Genomic DNA, 18,349 nt, shown 5'->3' on the forward strand with positions numbered 1-18,349 from the left:
AATTTAAACGTTTCGCGCGATCTCCCGCAAATCCTTCAAAAACGCCTCCAGATGCTCTCTCCTGACGTGGGGCATCATGACGATCCTGATGTATCCCCTGTGGGCGCTCACACCCCAGCCGCGCTTCTTAAGCTCCTCCTCGACCTCTTCTAGGTTCTTTGCCCCGAAGGAAACGATGTTGAGAACGGGCTCGCGGATGAGGTGGACCCCTGGGATCCTCTTGAGCTCGCCCGCGAACCACCTGCTCAGCTCCATGGCCCGCTTGACGATCTCAGCGTAGCCCTCGAATCCGAGGTGCTTTATCATCGCCCACACTGCCAGCGCCTGTGCTCCGGGTCTCGTACCCGTTATCGTTGCCTGCCAGACCTTGCCGCCGGCGAGGTACGGCGCGGGAACGCTTATCGCCTCCAGGAACCGCTTCTCGCGGAATATTATCCCTCCCGCCGGGATGGGAACCATCCCCATCTTGTGGGGGTCTATGGTTATGCTCTTGACGCCCCTCAGCCTGAAATCGAAGTCGGGGATATCGTAGCCCAGAGCCTTGGCGAAGGGAATGACAAAACCCCCGAAGGCTGCATCCACGTGGAGGGGAAGCCCGTAGTCCAGGGCCAGATCGCTAAGAGCGGGAATGTCGTCCACAACCCCGAGGCCGGTGGTTCCGGCGATTCCAACGATGCCTATCGTGTTGGAGGTTATCTTTTCCTCAACATCCCTCACGTCAACGGAGTGGTCCTCCCGCAGGTCCGCCCAGACGAGCCGGACCTTCAGCATCTCGCTCGCCTTGAGGAAGGAGAAGTGGGCGCTTCTGGGAAGTATGAGCTCGGGGTTCTCCACATCCGTCAGGTTGCGGAAGGCTCTCACGGCGAGAATGTTGGCCTCAGTTCCCCCTGAGACTATGTTCCCGTAGCCCCTTTCGAGTCCGAGAAGGCTGGACAGCATTGCTATTGCCTCTCTCTCCACCCTCTGGCTTCCAACGTGCAGCCCGGGGTCGCCCAGATTCCTGTCGATGTAACGCCGTACCACCTCCGCGGCGAAGGGATGGGGATGGGTGCACATCGAGCCGAGAATCCTGCCTGAATCAAAGGTCAGGTCCTCTGACGTCTTCTCCTCCAGCTCCGCCAGAACTTCCTCTTCGCTCGCTCCTTTCTTCGGGAACATGGTCTCACCAGCCTGCCCCTAGTTTTATCCCTCAAATTTAAGCCTTTGCCCTCTTTAGGTAGCCCTTGAAGAACACCGGTGTTGTCAGCGCGGTGAGCATGGAGACCGCTATGACGCTCGCGAAGAGAACCTGGTCTATGAGGCCCGCGGAGAGGCCGAACGTGAGTATGGCCAGCTCGAGACTTCCCCTGCCGCCCATTCCAATACCTATCGTTATCGAGTCCCTCCAGTTCAGACCAAAGAGCCTCGCACCGAGACCGCAGCCGATGAGCTTGCCCATCACCGCCGCGAGGTAGAGCGCCGCTATGAGGATCAGGCTTATGTCGGCAAGGGGCGGGTTGAACATCAGTCCGACGTAGATGAAGAACAGGGGTATGAAGAACTCGGTGAGAACGACCTGGAGGTCGTTTATGAGTTCGTTGAGCTTTATTCTCGTCACGACGAGCGGGTCCTTCCTCTCGCGGAGGCGGCTTATGGTGAGGCCCGCGAGGTAGGCGCCTATTATCTGGTTGAGGCCCGCCCACTGGGCTATTATGGCCAGGGTGAAGGTCAGGATGAGCGTGAAGGTGAAGAACACGTTGAGGTTCCTGACGATGGAGTAGAACCACCTGGCCCTCTTGAAGATGTACTCAGATACCAGAAGCGTTGCGGCTATGAATGCGAATATCTTGACCGTCAGTATTCCAAAGGAAGCCGCGTCGAGCCCCCCTCCCGCCAGAGCGGTGATTATACCTATGAGGTAAACCGCCATTATGTCGTCGGCAAAGGCGGCTCCCATGAGTATCGATGAGACCTCCCTCCTCACACGTTCCTTCACGAGTACGCCGCTGGTTACCTCTATTGCGGTGTTTCCGAGGGTCACTCCGATGAATATTGCGGCCGTGGTTCCTTTCCCAGCCACCTCGACGGTAAGGAAGCCCAGGGCGAAGGAGAACGCCACGCCAAGGGCCGCAACGACCACCGCCTTCTTGGTGTTCTGGGCTATGGCGGAGAAGTTGCTGGTGAGTCCCATGTAGAGCATCATCATTATAAGTCCGAACTCTGCCAGGACTCCCAGATCATCCGTCGGTTCTATCACTCCAAGGACGAAGGGCCCCAGGAGTATTCCCGTGAGGACGTGGGCTATTATCGGGTGTATCTCCACCCTCTCAAAGAGCCACTCTATGCTCTTTGCGGTGACGAGAAGAATCGCGAGCGCCGCCAGGAAGTCCACGTCAGTCCCCCCTCATCAGCAGGGCCGCAAGCAGCCAGAGCGCCATGAGTATTATCGCCAGTACAGCCGCGATTCCAGCGGCCCCCCTGCTTGTTCCGAATATTATCGGAATGGGGCCTATCATTATCACCCCGCCCCCCTCAACGTCCGCCTCTCCGCCGAGGGCAGAAACGAGGGTCCCAATGAAAACTAACAGGAAGCCGAGGAATATAAGCGCCATCCCGCTCAGTATCAGCGTTTTCCCGTCCATACGGTATGGGCTTCCCTTTCACCTTTTAAAACTTAGCGCCAAACCCAAAGGATTAAAACGACCCGTGGGGATTCTTTAATATGCTTGTGCTCGTTGACCTCGACGACACGCTCTGCAACACCTGGGAGGCCGGCAGGTACAGCGTTCTCCGCCTGATACCCTATCTCATTAGACGGAGGAAGTTCAGGGCGTTCTTCTACATTCTTACGGCCCGCTACAGGGAGCTGGAGCAGTCAAGGGAATTCCACACCCTCGACTTCGATAAGCTCGTCGAGAGGGTGATGAGCAAGGTCTACGCCAAAATCAGCCCGGACGAGCTGGACGAGATAACGGAACTGGTTGATAGGGTGTTCTTCTCCAATCTGAAGCTTTACCCGGACGCCGTTCCCTTTCTGCGGGGTCTCAAAGCCATGGGTGCGAGGCTCGTTCTCATTACGGACTCCTCTACCAAGTGGCAGAGGAAGAAGCTCGAGTACCTCGGTATAAAGGACTATTTCGACGCACTGATAATAAGCGGTGAAACCGGCCACAGCAAGCTCGAACCCCACAATTTCAGGCTTGCCCGCAGGCTCTTCCCCGACGATGAGGTCTACATGGTCGGGGACAGGGACGACACCGACATGCGCGGGGGGAAGGATAGTGGGGCGACGACGATACTGGTTCAGAGGGGCTACTTCAGTGGGAGGCTCGCCAAGCACGCCGACTACGTGGTTAAGGACCTCATCGAAGCCCTGGAGGTGATAAAGCGTGAGCATGAAAAGCGAGCTGAAGCGTAAGTCCCTCCACATGACGGGTCTGCTCGTTCCGCTCTCCTACCACCTGTTCGGCAGGGAGCTTACCCTCACGCTCATAGGCATCTCGTTCTTCCTCTTCGTCGTCCTCGAGCCCTTCAGGATAATAGAGGAGCTCAGGGACAACATAAAGAGGAGGCTCAGGATATACGTCGATGAGGACGTCATCGGAAGGGTTGAGGTTCTGGAAAAGCACATAGACGAGATAACCCGCTCCCACGAGCGCTACCGCGTCGCGGCTCACATCTACTTCGCCGCGGCCTCGTTCATAGTGGTGTACTTCTTCCCGATGGAGGTGGCGGTGGGGGCCATAACGGTCGCGACCGTCGGAGACGCCCTGGCGGCCATAGTGGGCAAGTCCCTCGGAAGGCACCGCTTCTCCAACGGCAAGAGCTTCGAGGGCAGCCTTGCCTACTTCCTCGCCGGGATTGCCATACTCTGGCCCCTCGTTGGCCTTCCCCTCGCGCTGGTCGGCTCTATAGCTGGAACCGTGGCGGAGTTCTACAACCTGCCGCCCGACGACAACTTCTCCAACCAGCTGGCGGTGGCGCTGACCGTTTACCTGGCAGGGTTCGTCATCTGAAGGATAAAATCAAGAAAAGGTGGAGAAATGGATGGTCACTCTATGGTGACCGTCGCGAACTGGGTGAAGGTATCTGCGTCGCCCCACTCCTGTCCTGGGTCGGTGTCCTTGACGGCGTCCTGGAGCGGCAGTGAGTCAACGGCCGAATCGCCGGCACCCTGTCCGGTGACGTAGGCGACCACGTTTATCTCTCCCGGCTTGACGCCGAGGGCTTCCCATGGAATCGCTATCTCGAGGGTCTGGAGACCGTCTTTCTGGTTGCCCGTGTATGCGTAGAATCCTATCCACTTGAGGTCCTCGTACTTCCATCCGGTTCCGTTCCACAGAGCGAGCTGGGCGCTGGTTATGGTGCTGGTTCCGGGGTCTCCAAAGAACTCCCCGTTCCAGAAGAAGTAGAGCTGTGCATCTATTCCCCTGCCGAAGCTCACCTTTCTGCTCCAGCTGTCCTGGCCATCCGTGTATCCACCGGCCTTGTAGTCGAGGGATATGCTGTAGGAAACCCTCCACGAGGCGCTGTTCTCGGTGGTTAGGGCGATGTAGAGGAACTGGTCATCGTGATCGACGTAGAGGGCCTTGAGGTTTGCACCGTCCTGGCCGTAGCCGGTCTCATCGACTGCCACCGGCTGGACGCTCCAGTCATCGAGGTTTCCGTCTATGGTCTTGGTGAGGTTCTTGGAGAGTTCCTTGAGGTACTCGAGCCTTTCAAGGTTGCCCTCCTCGACGATTTTCTTCAGCTCCTCCATCTCATGCACTACCCTTTTCAGTCCAGTGTACGCGCGGAATATCTTAATGGACGCCCCCAGGGCGGCGTTTCCGTTATCGATGTTCTCCTTCCCCTCGTTGTAGAGCTTGAGGAGGTCGTTCACGGTGTTCTCGTATTCCTCAACCTTCTTCTCTATCTCCTCCGGCAGGGTGGCGTTCCGGAAGTATTCGTCGAGTTCGAGATAGCGCCCGTAGTCGTTCTTGAAGTGCCAGGTTCCGTAATACTTGTTGAGGGACACGAAACCTCTCCAGAATTTCTGCATCTGCATTTTCCTGCGGACGGAAGTGTAGTCCACATCGTTTGCCTTCTCGACCATGCCGTTGGTCTCGATGTGGATGTAGTAGTCAAGGTATCCGTCCATGACCTCCTCCTCGGTGGGCTTGTCGCTGAGGACATCAACGGCGTCGCTGACCTCGTCGTCGCTGAACGGTTCTCCGAAGTTCCAGACTCCGCCTCCCCAGCTCAGGCCGGTTGCGACCTGGAAGTTGAAATCCGTGGCGCCGTTGAAGACCTCTACCGGAATCTTGACCTCAACGGTGTTCGCTGAGAGGTTAACCCCAACGACGGCCCCGTTCACGGTGACGATATTGTTGTCCGGGTCTATGAAGTACAGCATGGACTCAACGTTTTCGCCGGCGGGCTTTACAGCGGTCTTCCCCGTGCAACCGGAGCACTTGAGGTTCACCGCCATCTGGATGTCCCAGTCTATTACCGACTTCATGTCCATGCTACCGGCGAAGCCACCGGCCTTTCCGCCGTCCTTGTAATCGATCGGGACGGCTATGAACGTTGCTCCGTTTGCCCCCAGCTTCATGTTGCTCATGTTCCTGAACCTGAAGAGGAAGTAAACGTAGTGGTCGTCCTTCGTCACCGCCACCTCGGTGAGGTCGGCATGGCTTGAGGTGTAGTTGGTTTCCTCAAGGTAATTGTCGTTGTCCGTTCTCTGGTCGTTCTCGGCGTCCCTCCAGATGAACGTTCCGTTGATTACCGTGTACGTGTCGTTGGCTAGGTCAGCCGACGGCCAGTCGTCCGGGTTACCGTCAACCTCTATCTTTCCGACCCACTCCACCTCAACGTCCATTGTGACGACGTTGTTGTCCTCGTTGGCCTCCTCGATGAGGTTGTCCTCGTCCACCGTGACCTTCAGCACGTACCTGCCAGTTTCGTTTGGTTTCCATGTGAAGGTGAGCTCCCTCTCCTCGCCGGCACCGAGGTCGACCGTCCAGTTGGAGATGAGCGTATCGTTGACGTAGGCCCTGACCTCGGCATCGGAGGCCGGAAGGGAACCGAGGTTTTTAACGGTGATGCGGTATTCGGTCGTTCTGTTGAGTCCCGCGATACCGGGGCCGGTTATGCTGGCGGTGAGTTCGGGCACAGGAATGAACATCTCGAAGTCCGCCATCTCGGTGATGACGTCCATGTCGCTCCATTCGTCTGCGTTGTCCGCGGCGGTACCTTCCTGCGGGAGGACGTCAACGGCAGAGCCGCCTCCACCGGTTACCCATGCGGCGACCGCGAATTTGCTGGGCATTCCTCCGATGGCTGACCATGGTACTGCGACTTCGAGGGTTTTAAGGCCTGTTGAACTGTCTCCAGTGTAGTTATACTTTCCACCCATATCGGTCAGGCTCGGCCAGCTCCAGCCGCCCTCGTATGGGTTGAGCTGCGCGGCGGTTATTGATGCGCTCCCGTCGTCCCACCAGAAGTAAACTTCATAGTCCAGCGCGTATCCATTGGAGAACTCTATGCCCCGCCCCCATGCGTCTCCTCCTGCCGTGTAGCCGTTTCCTGTCCCGGGATCGATGTCAATTCCGAAACCGTACGCCATTCCTCCGTTCTTGGTGTTGTTGGTCTCAATGGCAAGGTAGAGGTACTGGTCATCCCAGGAGACGTAGAACTTGCTGAGGTTGCCCACGTCAACGCCCGTACCCGTGGTGTCCTCGGCCGCCAGTTCGTTCTCGCTCCAGTCGCTGAGATTGCCATCTATTGTCTTGGGGGCGACGTAGATGACCGGGAGGTTGGTGAAGGTGTCGGTGTCACCCCACTCGTTTCCGATGTCAGTGTAGTCTATGGCCGGATCAACGGGGAGGCTGTCCACCGCCGAACCCCCGCTTCCAGTGACCCACGCCATTACCGCTATCTTCTCAGGCTTCCCGCCGAGGGCGCTCCAAGGTATCTTTATCTCGACCGTCTGGAGACCTGTTGAAGTGTTCCCTGTATAGGCGAAGCTCCCGCCGACGCCGGAGATGCCCTTGTAATCCCAGCCTCCACCGGTCCAGATGTTGAAGTTATCTGTTCCCATTCCGCTGCTCTGACCCCACCAGAAGTAAATCTCATAGTCAAGAGCAAAGCCGTTGGAGAACTCGACGCTCCTTCCCCATGAATCTCCACCGGAAACGTAGCCGTTTCCTGTTCCAGGGTCTACGTCTATTCCTATTCCATAGGCAACATCCCAGCTCTGGGTGTTGTTCGTCTTAACCGCTATGTACAGGTACTCGTCATCCCATGAAACATAGAGTCTGTCGAGGTTGGCTCCTTCAAGTCCAGTATCTTTGCCTACCGCAACCAAATCGCTTGGAGTCCAGTCGCTTAGGCTGCCGTCTATGATTTTAGTGCCGTACATGGCGCTGACGAGGCCGCTAAACGTGGGCACTAAACCAAGCAACAGAACGAAGGTTAACACAACTGCCGCCGTTTTCTTCACATTATCCACCTCCGGTGGGGGTAAATCCCCAGGGGTGTACGGTAGTCACCCGTAGTGAGTATTACGAGAAAAAGGTTTATATGCCTTTCTTTCCATATCACTGGTAGTGATAACACATCTGGTGGGTGGTTGGCAATGGTGAACTTTATCTTTGGCATTCATAACCATCAGCCCCTCGGAAACTTCGGCTGGGTCTTCGAGAGCGCCTACGATAGATCCTACAGGCCTTTCATGGAGATTCTGGAGGAATACCCGAACATGAAGGCCGCGGTTCATATAAGCGGTCCCCTCCTCGAATGGCTCGATGCCAACAGGCCTGAGTACATGGACCTCCTCCGCTCCCTGGTGAAGAAGGGGCAGCTGGAGATAGTCGTGGCGGGATTCTACGAGCCCGTCCTGGCCGCCATTCCGAAGGAGGACAGGATTGAACAGATAACCCTTCTGAAGGACTTCGCGAAGAAACTCGGCTACGACGCCAGGGGCGTCTGGCTCACCGAGCGCGTCTGGCAGCCAGAACTCGTCAAGAGCCTCCGCGAGGCTGGAATCGAGTACGTCATCGTCGATGACTACCACTTCATGAGTGCCGGCCTGAGCAAGGAGGAGCTGTACTGGCCGTACTACACCGAGGACGGCGGGGAGGTCATTGCGGTCTTCCCGATAGACGAGAAGCTCCGCTACCTCATCCCGTTCCGCCCCGTTGAGAAGACCGTTGAGTACCTCCACAGCCTTGACAACGGTGACGAGAGCAGGGTCGCGGTGTTCCACGACGACGGTGAGAAGTTCGGTGTCTGGCCGGGGACGTACGAGTGGGTCTACGAGAAGGGCTGGCTCAGGGAGTTCTTTGACAGGATTTCGAGTGATGAGAGGATAAATCTAACGCTTTACTCCGAGTACCTCGCGAGGTTCAAGCCCCGCGGGCTGGTTTACCTCCCCATTGCCTCCTACTTCGAGATGAGCGAGTGGTCCCTCCCGGCAAAGCAGGCGAAGCTCTTCGTGGAGTTCGTTGAAAAGCTCAAGGGGCACGGCCAGTTCGAGAGGTACCGCGTCTTCGTCAGGGGTGGGATATGGAAGAACTTCTTCTTCAAGTACCCTGAGAGCAACTACATGCACAAGAGGATGCTCATGGTGAGCAAGCTCGTCAGGGAGGACCCCGAGGCAAGAAAGTTCATCCTCAAGGCCCAGTGCAACGACGCCTACTGGCACGGCGTCTTCGGAGGGATTTACCTCCCGCACCTCCGCAGGGCCGTCTGGGAGAACATAATAAGGGCCAACGGCTTCGCCTCCACGGGCAGCTTCGTCCGCGACATAGACTTTGACGGCCGCGATGAGGTATTCATCGAGGACGAGAACTTCTACGCCGTCTTTAAGCCCGCCTACGGTGGTGCCCTCTTTGAGCTCTCCTCACGCCGGAGGGCCGTCAACTACAACGACGTGCTGGCGAGGCGCTGGGAGCACTACCACGAGGTTCCCGAATCCGCCACTCCCGAGGAGGAAGACGGGGAGGGCGTGGCGAGCATACACGAGGTCGGCAGAAAGATTCCGGACGAGATACGGCGCGAGCTTGCCTACGATGACCGCCTGAGGGCAATCCTGCAGGACCACTTCCTTGACCCAGAGACGGCACTCGAGGAGTATCGCCTCAACAGGCACATCGAGCTTGGGGACTTCGTTACGGGTGCCTACGACTACAGCCTTTTTGAAGGCGGCGTCACCCTCGAGAGGGACGGAACTGTCTCCGGAAGGCCGGCGAGGGTGGAGAAGACCTTCCACCTGGCAGAGGATGGCTTCGTCGTTGACTACACCGTGAGGAGTGAGTCAGTGGCCCTCTTCGGTGTCGAGCTCAACCTCGCGGTTCACAGCGTCATGGAGGAGCCGGCGGAGTTCGAGGCTGAGAAGTTCGAGGTGAACGACCCCTACGGCATCGGAAGGGTGGCGGTGGAGCTCGACAAAAAAGCGAGGGTGTGGAAGTATCCAATAAAGACCCTCAGTCAGAGCGAAGCCGGCTGGGACTTCGTGCAGCAGGGCGTCAGTTACACGGTCCTCCTGCCGGTTGAGGGGGAGCTGAGGTTCCGGCTGAGGTTCAGGGAACTTTGATTTTCACATTTTTATCGTCATTCCCTCGAGTTTCGGGTCCACCGACTTCAGCACCCTGAACTCCGTCACCTTGTCCTTTCTCGAGATCTGGATTACAGTGGTTGCGAGGTCCTCCAGGAGCCTGACGATTGGTTGCCTCATGCCGTCTATAACGTTGGCCTTCAGGAACTGGACGGACAGCCTCCTCTCATCGCCAACGTATTTGGATATGGCGCTGATTATGACCTGAACGTTCTTCGGCGAGAACTCCGATGCCACGAAGAGCTTCTCAAGGCCCACCACTGCAGTTAGGGTTGGTCCTCCTGATTCGAGAAGCTTGGTGTAGGTCTCCATGAACTTCTTTGCGAGAATCACCGGCTCGGAGATGTCCCTTATCCATCCGACGACTTCCCCGGTTTCTATTGTGCCGCCTATCTTGATGACCTTCACGCTGTTCAGAACCCCGTCATCCAGGCCGGCGAGCCGCGCCTTGGCCTTTAGGATGTGGAGTGAGTCCAGGATGTCGATGACCACAACCTTGTACCTCCTGCTCCTGCCCCAGCTCACCACTTGGTAGAAGCCGAAGTACTGATCCCCGCTGTCCGTCCTCTCCATGAGGACTATCTCGCCCATCCTTAGTGATTCCCAGAGGTTCATCATGAGGCCGTCGGGTACGCTCATTTTTATCACCCTGCTACTTGTGGTGTCGAGGATGTAGGAAAATATCCCGGCTGGATTTAAATAGTCTTTCGTCTTATATTTTTCTTTTGAAAGCTTCGCCGTTCACGGCGGGGAAAAGGTCAGGGGCTCCTCCCTGCGCCAGAACCGGCAGAACGAACAGACCTCGCCGCTGGCGGGCATGCCGCAGACCCTGCACTCCCTGAGGTCGGCCTCCTGGAGCTCCCCTTCAAAGAGTCCCTTCTTCCTGAGGTAGCCCTTCACGAAGTTTATCTTCGTTCCCGGCCGCCTCTCCTCCATCTCGTTGAGTATGCCCTTGACCTCTATCGTCGTGGCCCCGACGGCGTGGGGGCATTCCTCGATGTGGTACTCTATGCCGTTGGCGAGCGCGTAAGCTACAACCTCCCTCTCGGTCAGCTCGTAGAGGGGTTTTATCTTCTTCACGAGCTTTCCGTTGAACTGCGCCGGGATTACCGGCCCCTGTTTGGCCAGGTACTGCGTGTTCCAGTTCAGGAGGTTCGCCAGGATGAAGCCCGCCTCGTCGTCGAGGTTGTGGCCGGTCGCCACCGCGTCGAAGCCGTTGTCGTAGGCGAACTTGTTGAAGATGTAGCGCTTGGTCAGGCCGCAGTAGGAGCAGGTCGGTCTGCGCGTTCTCACTTCCCCGATGCCCTTTCCGAGGAGCTCTTTGACGCGGACGATGTGGAGGGGAACGTCGAGCTTCTCGCACTGCCTCTTGGCGTACTCCTCGCTCTTCTCGGAGTACTCACCGATGCCTAGGTTGATGTGGAGGCACTCGATGTCGTAGCCGAGCTTCTTGAGGACGTGGGCTGTAACGGCCGAGTCCTTTCCCCCGCTCACCACGACCAGAATCCTCTCGCCGGGTTTTATCAACTTGTAACGCTCTATCGTGCGCTTGACCTTTCTCTCGAAGTACTCGGTGAAGTGTTCGGGGCACAGGTACATCCTCGGGTAGTGGAGTTTTATAAACGCCGGCCTCTCGCAGAACTTGCATCTCATGGGCATGCCATCCTCACCTGATTACTTTGAGGGTCGGGGCCTTAAAGGTTCTTCCATTTAATAAGGTCCCGAAGGGGTCACCGGAAATCAGCCGACCGTAGGGATTTTTGAATGGTATAAAAGATAACCCGAACCGTGGGATTGGGGTAATGGAGGTCAAGGTTCAAGCGTCAGTCCTTCCTCATCACCGTGGGGGGATTTGAGTACGGTGATACTTCCACTGTCGTCGATTCTGAGCACCCTGATAAATGCTTCCTCCAGTATGGCAACGTACCGCCTCTCGGCCAGGTCGACGTTGACGAAGTAAAAGGTCTTCCTCACGGGGTTTCCGAGGAAGGCGTAGCCCAGATTGGAGAGGCTGAGGATGAACCTTGGACTGTTGCTGTGGAGCGGAATCAGCTTTTCGGGGTTCATGAGGATGGAGACCGTCTTGGGGTTCTCCCGGTAGTATTCCCTCACGCTCCGCGAGAGGCGGTTGAGGAATATTCCCGGGTCTTTGTGGGGGTCGACCTCCAAGACCACCTCCCCCCAATCGGACGTTCCGCCGACTTTAATCCTTCGTATTTTTCCGGGGATTTTCACTTTTGATAGTCTCAACCATCTGATTATCGACATGCTCGAGTCCAGAACGTCAACGATAAGAAGCCTCTCCCATCCGTAAACCTCGCCGATGGTGTGAAAAACCCGCGGATATGCCGAGAGGGATGTGTGTTCTATGAGGACGCTCTCGCCCCACTCAATATCCTGGAGGTAGTCAGCAAGCCTCATTCCTACCAGCCTCCGGGCATTTTTTTGAGCTCCAAGCCGCTTCTCACAATTTCCATCACGTAGTCGGAGTCCTCTTCAAGGCCCTTTATGAGGTAGGGGGATGCTATGTCAACGTTCAGGAAAAGAAAGTTCATCTTATCCACAATGCTAAGGTACTTCCTGGTTATCGTCTCGAAGTATCTCTCAAGTTTTTGGGGGTCTTCGAGGAAGGTGAATGTGAACTTTTCCATCCCGAGAACCACCGTGTGGTTCCGGCTTCTCTCCGGAACCTTCCGCGCCAGTTTGGAGTAGAGTGCGAGGTGGTACTCGAAGTCATCGACGACGTCGATATTCCCTAGGACGTGCCCCACGTTCATGACCCCTTTTATCTTTATCACGGGCACCGTGTCAACGGTTATTGCCTGCCCGCTGAACCTCAGGTTTTGGACGAACCCGTGCAGGGTGTCCCCGATGTCGACTACCAGTGGGAAGATTCCCATGTTTTCCCAGCCGTCGAGTATCTCCTTGAGGATCCACTCGGGATGATCGGTTGAGTGATACTCTACGAGGACTACGGCATCTCTCATCGAGAGCAGTTTTTCGATTGCATCTACCATGGTTACCCCCAGATTCTGTTTTTGGCATTCTCCTAAATATACCTTATCCAGTTTGGGAAAGTGTATCTGCCCTTTTGCACAAAGATGACGGTTTGACAGAAAAAAGTAATGGACTAGAGGGCCTCGATCTTGGCCTTCCAGTTCCCGGGTTTCCTGAAGTCCTTCTCCGTGAAAATGCCCTCCTTCTTGAGTATCCCCCTCGCGGCGAGCAATCCGGTGGCGGCCGCGTTCACTATGTCCCTGCTCAGGCCGGCACCGTCGCCGGCAGCGAAGATTCCCTCTATGCTCGTCTCAAGGTTCTCGTCCACCTCGACCTTCATGGCGTAGTACTTTATCTCGGGTGCGTAGAGCAGGGTGTGGTCGCTCGCAACGCCCGGAAGAACGCGGTCGAGCTTTTCAAGTCCCTCTATGATGTTGGTCACAACGCGGTGCGGCAGGGCCATCGCTATGTCCCCCGGCGTGACGTGCCTCAGGGTCGGCTCAACGTCGCTCCTCTTTATGCGCGCCCACGTGCTCCTCCTCCCCCTCCTGAGGTCGCCGAGGCGCTGGAGGAGCGGTTTGCCGCCGCCGATCGTCGTCGCGAGCTGTGCTATGCTCTTCCCGTAGGCCGTCGTGTCCTCAACCGGCTCGGTCAGCTCTATCCTCGTCAGGAAGGCGAAGTTGGTGTTGTTGCTCTTCTTCTCGTGCATCGAGTGCCCGTTGACGCCGACATAGGAGTCGTACTTCTCCTCAACGACGAAGCCGTGGGGGTTGGTGCAGAATGTTCTCACGAAGTCGTCGTAGGTGTCGGTGTAGATGTGGAACTTGGGGTCGTGGTTTATGCTCGTTATCGGCTCCATCACTATCGCGGGAACCTCGACGCGGACGCCCACGTCGATTGGCCCGTGCCTCGCCTCAAGCCCTATCCTCTGGGCCACGTCGTGGAACCAGTCCGCTCCGCCTCTCCCGGGGGCGACGATTATGTAGCGGGCGTTGATCGTGAAGATGTTCTTTCCCCTCTTCACCTTCACCCGGCCCGGCCCGAACTCTAGGGCCTTGGTCCAGAGGAGAAACTCGACGCCTTTGCCCTCGAGGTGCCTCTTTATGTCGGCTATGACCTCGGGCGTCCTGTCAGAACCTATGTGGCGCTGGATTATGGGGATGAACTTCACACCCGCCTGTGCCGCCCTCTGCTCCCAGTATCGGATCTCCTCCGGGTTTCCCCTGAACAGGTTTCTGGGTGACCTGTGGCGCAGGAAAATCCTGTCAACTTCCCAGACGAGCTGCCAGGCGTAGTTCTCATCGTCGGTCAGCTCGCTCAAATCGCCGCCTATGTCCGGCCTGAGGTTTATCGTGCCGTCGCTCAGTCCCCCCGCACCGCCTACGCCGCTCATTATGTGGCAGGGCTGGCAGCCGATGCAGTAGCCAAGCTCGTACATCGGGCAGATCCTCTGCTCGACGTTGCCGCCTTCCTCTATCACCAGAATCCTAAAATCGCTCTTTTCCGCCAGCTCGTAGGCCGCAAAAAGGCCAGCGGGGCCGGCACCTATAATCACGACATCGTAGGTCTTTCCGTTTCCTGCTTCAGAAACCATATTTCCCTTGCCGATGTCTCTGAGTGGCCCCTTAAAAAGTTTTTGGCAAGTTTTTGGTTAACCTGTCGGGGGCGTACGATACTTTTGACATGTAACACTCAAAGGAATCTCCGAAATCTTTAAACACTTTCGCACATTAGTGTTTAAACGTGGGGCGTATGGACACTTTGAATGCCGGGGAAAAATCCCATGAGGCCAAAGCGAAGAAGATACGAATAATCCACAGCAAAAGGAGGCTTCTCCAGCTCCAGCGCAAGGAAGAGCTCAGCCACAACATAAGGTACGTCTCCAAAGTCCCCGTGAGGCTGGTCATGGACCGCGACTACCTCGTCGTTCACCCTCACGACTCCCTGGCAACTCTCATCGAGAGTATGGGCGAGGAGGAAAGCTCCGCTATCGTCGTTGATTCCGAGGGAAAGCTCGTTGGATTCGTCACGATGAAGGACATACTCCACCTCTTCGACGTCCCCCGGAGGCACTCCATAGTGGGCTTCGGCCTGCTGAAGAGGTACTCCGTCACGAGGGCGACGAGGGTGGAGGACATAATGGTCACCAAGCCGGTAACCGTGAACATCAACGACGACCTGGGGCACGCCATAAGGATAATGCTCGAAACCGGAAAGCACCACCTTCCCGTGGTGGACGACGGTGGCAGGGCCCACGGCCTGCTGGAGGTTAAGGACATAATACGCCTCATACGCCTCGTCTCCCTCTGACCACTAAAATCGGGTGTTACCATGGACGTCTTCCTGGAGCTGGCGGTCATACTGATTACGGCCAAGCTGATGGGCTACCTAAGCTCGAGGCTCGGCTTCCCCGCGGCTTTGGGTCAGATAATCGGGGGAATACTCCTCGGTCCGTCCCTTCTGAACTTCGTGGCCTACGGCGAGGGCGTTCGGCTCATCTCCGAGCTGGGCGTCATAATGCTCCTCTTTCTGGCCGGTCTCGAAACGGACATGGAGGAGTTCAAGCGCGTCGGCCTCCCGGCTTTTCTCATAGCCTCCCTGGGTGTTGCTGTTCCCTTCATCTTCGGCTACGCCGTGGCCCTCAGGTGGGGTTACCCGGGTATGGAGGCCCTCTTCCTCGGCGGCGTCATGACGGCGACGAGCGTCAGTTTAACCGCGAGCGTTCTCATGGAGATGAAGCGCCTCAGGACCCGCGTTGGTGCGGCTATCCTGGCCGCCGCCGTGGTGGACGACGTCCTGGGCATAATAATCCTTACCATTCTCGTGGCCATGAACACCAAGGGGACGGTTTACGTAGGAGATATAGCGGTGCTTCTCGTTGAAATCGCCGCTTTCTTCCTCCTCAGCTACCTCATAGGCAGGGGAATCGTCAAGAAGGTCCTCCGCTCCTCCCACAGGATAAATCTCCCCGAAACCGTCACCACGGTCTCGATAGTCGTGATGCTCATCTTCGCCTACCTCGCCGAATACTTCCAGATAGCGGCCATAACCGGTGCCTACCTGGCGGGAATACTCGTGGCCGGGAGCGACGACGCGAGGAAGATAACCGACAAGATAATCACCCTCGGCTACGCCTTCTTCATTCCCGTCTTCCTCGTCGGCGTTGGCGCCGAAACCGATGCCCACGTGGTCCTCGCGGCGGGGGCCTTCGCGCTGGTTTACTCACTCCTCGCCATAGTCGGGAAGGTCATCGGCTGTGGAATCGGCGGAATCCTCTCGAAGTTCAGCCCCATGGAGTCCCTCCAGATAGGCGTTGGAATGATTCCGAGAATGGAAGTGGGCCTTATAATGGCCAACATAGGCCTTTCCGAGGGAATCCTGACGAACGAGAGCTTTTCCATAGCCATCGCGATGGTCATGGCGACGACGCTGGTCACGCCGCCGCTCCTCAAGCTGGCCTTCTCGAGGCGTTAGCTCGGCCAACCGAGTGCTCATCACACCTCAGCCAGTGCCGGTCTCGTCATCGCCAAGGTACACTTCCGGGCATAGGTTTATAAAACCCTCACCGCAGTGGGGAGCATGAGCGAGTGGCTTTCAATACTGAGCTCCGCACTCTTCATGCTCATCATGATAGACCCGAGCGACAAGATACTCCTGGTCAGCCTACTGAGGGAGGACTTCCACATAGAGGACATAAGGACGCTTATCGTCAGGGCGAACCTGATAGGCTTCCTCCTCCTGTTCCTCTTTGCAGTTTCGGGCCAGATAATTCTTCAGGACATATTCCACATCGACATAAACGCCCTCCGCGTTGCCGGGGGATTCGTCCTCTTCAAGATAGGTCTAGAGGCCCTCGAAAGCGGCGGAATGATGACCCTCAAAAAGGAGAAGAACATACTCGCCCTTGCCGCCGTCCCCGTTGCGACGCCCCTGATAGCCGGCCCGGCCGCGATAACGACCGCGATAACCCTCACCGCCGAAAAGGGCCTCTACCACGCGACCGCGGCGGTGTTCCTTGCCATCCTGATGACGGCCCTCGTCATGTTCGTGACGCTGTACCTGATCAAGAACGTCAGCAAAACGACCCTGGGGGTCTTCATAAGGATAATCGGTATGTTCACGATGGCGATAGGGGCCCAGATGATGGTTCAGGGCGTCGTCGGGATATACCTCCTGATGACGTCTGCTGGATGACAACCCTTCGGCCTACTGCCCGGAGGACCGGCCAAAGTCAAAACTCCTGGGCTAACCTTTTAACCCCTTCCGCTTTTTCCAGGAAAGGAGGGTTGAGAATGAAGGTAAGGCTTGAAAAGGTTAAGGGAACGCGAGACCTGCTCCCGGAGGAGATGGCGAAGAGGAGATGGGTTTTCGAGAGAATCCGCGAAGTCTTCGAGCGGTATAACTTTCACGAGGTCCTCACGCCCACCTTTGAGTACACCGAGCTCTTCAAGCTGAGGAGCGGTGAGGAGGTGGTCGAGCAGCTCTACGCCTTCGACGACAAGGGCGGACGGAACCTCTCGCTCCGGCCGGACATGACGTCCAGCGTCGCGAGGCTCTACGTCAACGGCTTCCAGAACGCCCCGAAGCCCGTTAAATGGTACTACATGGCCAACATGTTCCGCTATGAGGAACCCCAGAGCGGCCGTTACCGCGAGTTCTGGCAGGCCGGGGTAGAGCTCCTCGGAAGCGATAAAGTTGAGGCAGATGCGGAGGTCATAGCCCTCTTCGTTGAGAGCTACCTCGCCACCGGCCTCGAGGATTTCACCGTGAACATAGGCGACCGCGTTCTCCTCGACGAGTTCGCAAAGATGCTCGGTGTTGAGGACGACGTGGGCCTGATGAGGCTCATAGACAAGAAGGATAAGATGAGCAGGGAGGACTTCACCGGCGCCCTGAGGGAGTTCGGGCTGGACGATGATGGCGTCGAGAAAGTCCTGGCGCTGGTGGAGATAAAGGGCCTCCCCGAAGAGGTTCTTCCGAAGGCAGAGGGGCTCTTCACGGGCGAGAAAGCTAAGGAGGAAATCAAGCGCCTCTACGAGCTGGTCGATTTGCTCGATGCCTACGGCGTCTCGAAGTGGATAAGGATAGACCTCGGCATAGCGCGGGGCTTCGACTACTACACGAGCATAGTCTTTGAAGCCATCGCCCCCGACGACCTCGGCATAGGCTCGATAGGCGGCGGCGGCCGCTACGACAACCTTATCTCCGTCTTCGGCGGAAAGCCGACCCCGGCGACGGGCTTTGCCATTGGAATCGAGCGCCTCATTCCGATACTCGAGTGGAAGGGGCTCATCCCGGAGCCGAAGCTCAGGCCTGACGTCTACGTCGTGCCCATAGGGAAGGACGTCGAGCTGAGGAGGGCCGCCGTCGAGATAACGAGCGCACTAAGGGCCGCGGGCGTCAAAACCGACTGCGAGCTAACTGGAAGAAAGCTCAGGAAGGCACTCGATTACGCGGGAAAGCTCGGAGTTCCGTACGTCGTCCTCGTTGGGAAGAAGGACCTGGCGGAGGGAAAGGTCACGGTAAGGGATATGGAGAGCGGCGAGCAGAGAACCGTCGAGAAGGCTCGGGTCGCGGAGGCCGTGGTTGGGTTATTGAAGGGCTGAGGGGTTTGCTTTTGTCGCCCCCAGCATTTCTTTGACCCAATTTTGTCGCTTGAAGGCTATTCGGGCAGGAAATGTCTTTATCGTGGGCCCGGGTTAGAGAGGATGAAAGCAGCTCAGTGGTGACCGCTCTCCTCATCGTCACCTCGGAAGGGCTTGGGCGTCATCATCG

16 protein-coding genes are annotated in these 18,349 nt (G+C 57.1%); 7 read left to right on the plus strand and 9 right to left on the minus strand.

Going from position 1 to position 18,349, the window contains the following annotated elements:
* Positions 1 to 3: 3 nt before the first annotated feature.
* From mfnA to FPV09_RS09295, 3 genes are read right to left on the minus strand one after another with little or no spacing between them, the layout of a single operon-like run.
* A complete protein-coding gene (gene mfnA / locus FPV09_RS09285) occupies positions 4 to 1,158 on the minus strand; it encodes a tyrosine decarboxylase MfnA (protein ID WP_148883193.1) in 1,155 nt (384 codons plus the stop codon).
* Between the two features lie 37 nt (positions 1,159 to 1,195).
* Entirely contained in the window at positions 1,196 to 2,371 is a 1,176-nt protein-coding gene (locus FPV09_RS09290; protein ID WP_148883194.1) for a cation:proton antiporter, read from the minus strand.
* Position 2,372: 1 nt separating this feature from the next.
* On the minus strand, positions 2,373 to 2,621 hold the full coding sequence (locus FPV09_RS09295; RefSeq protein WP_148883195.1) for a TIGR00304 family membrane protein: 249 nt from the start codon (positions 2,619 to 2,621) through the stop codon (positions 2,373 to 2,375).
* Positions 2,622 to 2,701: 80 nt separating this feature from the next.
* On the opposite strand from FPV09_RS09295, the gene FPV09_RS09300 reads away from it, so the two are divergent.
* Both FPV09_RS09300 and FPV09_RS09305 read left to right on the plus strand, forming a co-directional pair.
* Complete coding sequence (locus FPV09_RS09300) at positions 2,702 to 3,397, plus strand: HAD family hydrolase (RefSeq protein ID WP_148883196.1); 696 nt, start codon at positions 2,702 to 2,704, stop codon at positions 3,395 to 3,397.
* Positions 3,369 to 3,995, plus strand: coding sequence for a diacylglycerol/polyprenol kinase family protein (locus FPV09_RS09305; protein WP_168194753.1), 627 nt, complete (start codon positions 3,369 to 3,371; stop codon positions 3,993 to 3,995). The genes FPV09_RS09300 and FPV09_RS09305 overlap by 29 nt, the downstream gene beginning before the upstream one ends.
* Positions 3,996 to 4,030: 35 nt before the next feature.
* Here the strand turns inward: FPV09_RS09305 and FPV09_RS09310 are convergent, their stop codons facing one another.
* Positions 4,031 to 7,462: a CARDB domain-containing protein gene (locus FPV09_RS09310; RefSeq protein WP_148883197.1), complete on the minus strand. Its 3,432-nt coding sequence runs from the start codon at positions 7,460 to 7,462 to the stop codon at positions 4,031 to 4,033.
* Positions 7,463 to 7,591: 129 nt separating this feature from the next.
* Between FPV09_RS09310 and FPV09_RS09315 the strand changes: the two genes are divergently transcribed.
* Complete coding sequence (locus FPV09_RS09315; RefSeq protein WP_210411124.1) at positions 7,592 to 9,556, plus strand: alpha-amylase/4-alpha-glucanotransferase domain-containing protein; 1,965 nt, start codon at positions 7,592 to 7,594, stop codon at positions 9,554 to 9,556.
* 3 nt (positions 9,557 to 9,559) lie between these two features.
* On the opposite strand, the gene FPV09_RS09320 is transcribed toward FPV09_RS09315, so the two are convergent.
* The 5 genes from FPV09_RS09320 to FPV09_RS09340 all read right to left on the minus strand — a co-directional run bounded on the left by FPV09_RS09320 (position 9,560) and on the right by FPV09_RS09340 (position 14,168).
* Positions 9,560 to 10,216, minus strand: a complete 657-nt coding sequence (locus tag FPV09_RS09320) for a DUF257 family protein (RefSeq protein ID WP_148883199.1) — start codon at positions 10,214 to 10,216, stop codon at positions 9,560 to 9,562.
* A gap of 102 nt (positions 10,217 to 10,318) precedes the next feature.
* Positions 10,319 to 11,230, minus strand: coding sequence for a tRNA-5-methyluridine(54) 2-sulfurtransferase (gene ttuA / locus FPV09_RS09325; RefSeq protein ID WP_168194778.1), 912 nt, complete (start codon positions 11,228 to 11,230; stop codon positions 10,319 to 10,321).
* 156 nt (positions 11,231 to 11,386) lie between these two features.
* Entirely contained in the window at positions 11,387 to 11,998 is a 612-nt protein-coding gene (locus FPV09_RS09330) for a DUF257 family protein (RefSeq protein ID WP_148883201.1), read from the minus strand.
* A 2-nt stretch (positions 11,999 to 12,000) separates the two neighbouring features.
* The gene (locus tag FPV09_RS09335) at positions 12,001 to 12,594 is read right to left on the minus strand and encodes a DUF257 family protein (protein ID WP_148883202.1); all 594 of its coding nucleotides are present in this window, start codon (positions 12,592 to 12,594) and stop codon (positions 12,001 to 12,003) included.
* A gap of 113 nt (positions 12,595 to 12,707) precedes the next feature.
* Positions 12,708 to 14,168: an NAD(P)/FAD-dependent oxidoreductase gene (locus tag FPV09_RS09340; protein ID WP_148883203.1), complete on the minus strand. Its 1,461-nt coding sequence runs from the start codon at positions 14,166 to 14,168 to the stop codon at positions 12,708 to 12,710.
* A 158-nt stretch (positions 14,169 to 14,326) separates the two neighbouring features.
* On the opposite strand from FPV09_RS09340, the gene FPV09_RS09345 reads away from it, so the two are divergent.
* The 4 genes from FPV09_RS09345 (at position 14,327) to hisS (ending at position 18,180) form a co-directional block, all read left to right on the plus strand.
* Complete coding sequence (locus FPV09_RS09345) at positions 14,327 to 14,884, plus strand: CBS domain-containing protein (protein WP_148883809.1); 558 nt, start codon at positions 14,327 to 14,329, stop codon at positions 14,882 to 14,884.
* Between the two features lie 21 nt (positions 14,885 to 14,905).
* Positions 14,906 to 16,048, plus strand: a complete 1,143-nt coding sequence (locus FPV09_RS09350; protein WP_148883204.1) for a cation:proton antiporter — start codon at positions 14,906 to 14,908, stop codon at positions 16,046 to 16,048.
* 105 nt (positions 16,049 to 16,153) lie between these two features.
* On the plus strand, positions 16,154 to 16,768 hold the full coding sequence (locus FPV09_RS09355) for a MarC family protein (protein WP_058937699.1): 615 nt from the start codon (positions 16,154 to 16,156) through the stop codon (positions 16,766 to 16,768).
* Positions 16,769 to 16,866: 98 nt separating this feature from the next.
* Positions 16,867 to 18,180, plus strand: a complete 1,314-nt coding sequence (gene hisS, locus FPV09_RS09360) for a histidine--tRNA ligase (protein WP_148883810.1) — start codon at positions 16,867 to 16,869, stop codon at positions 18,178 to 18,180.
* Positions 18,181 to 18,349: the final 169 nt, after the last annotated feature.

Origin of the sequence: Thermococcus aciditolerans (genome assembly GCF_008152015.1) — an archaeon.
GTDB classification, from domain to species: Archaea; Methanobacteriota_B; Thermococci; order Thermococcales; family Thermococcaceae; genus Thermococcus; species Thermococcus celericrescens.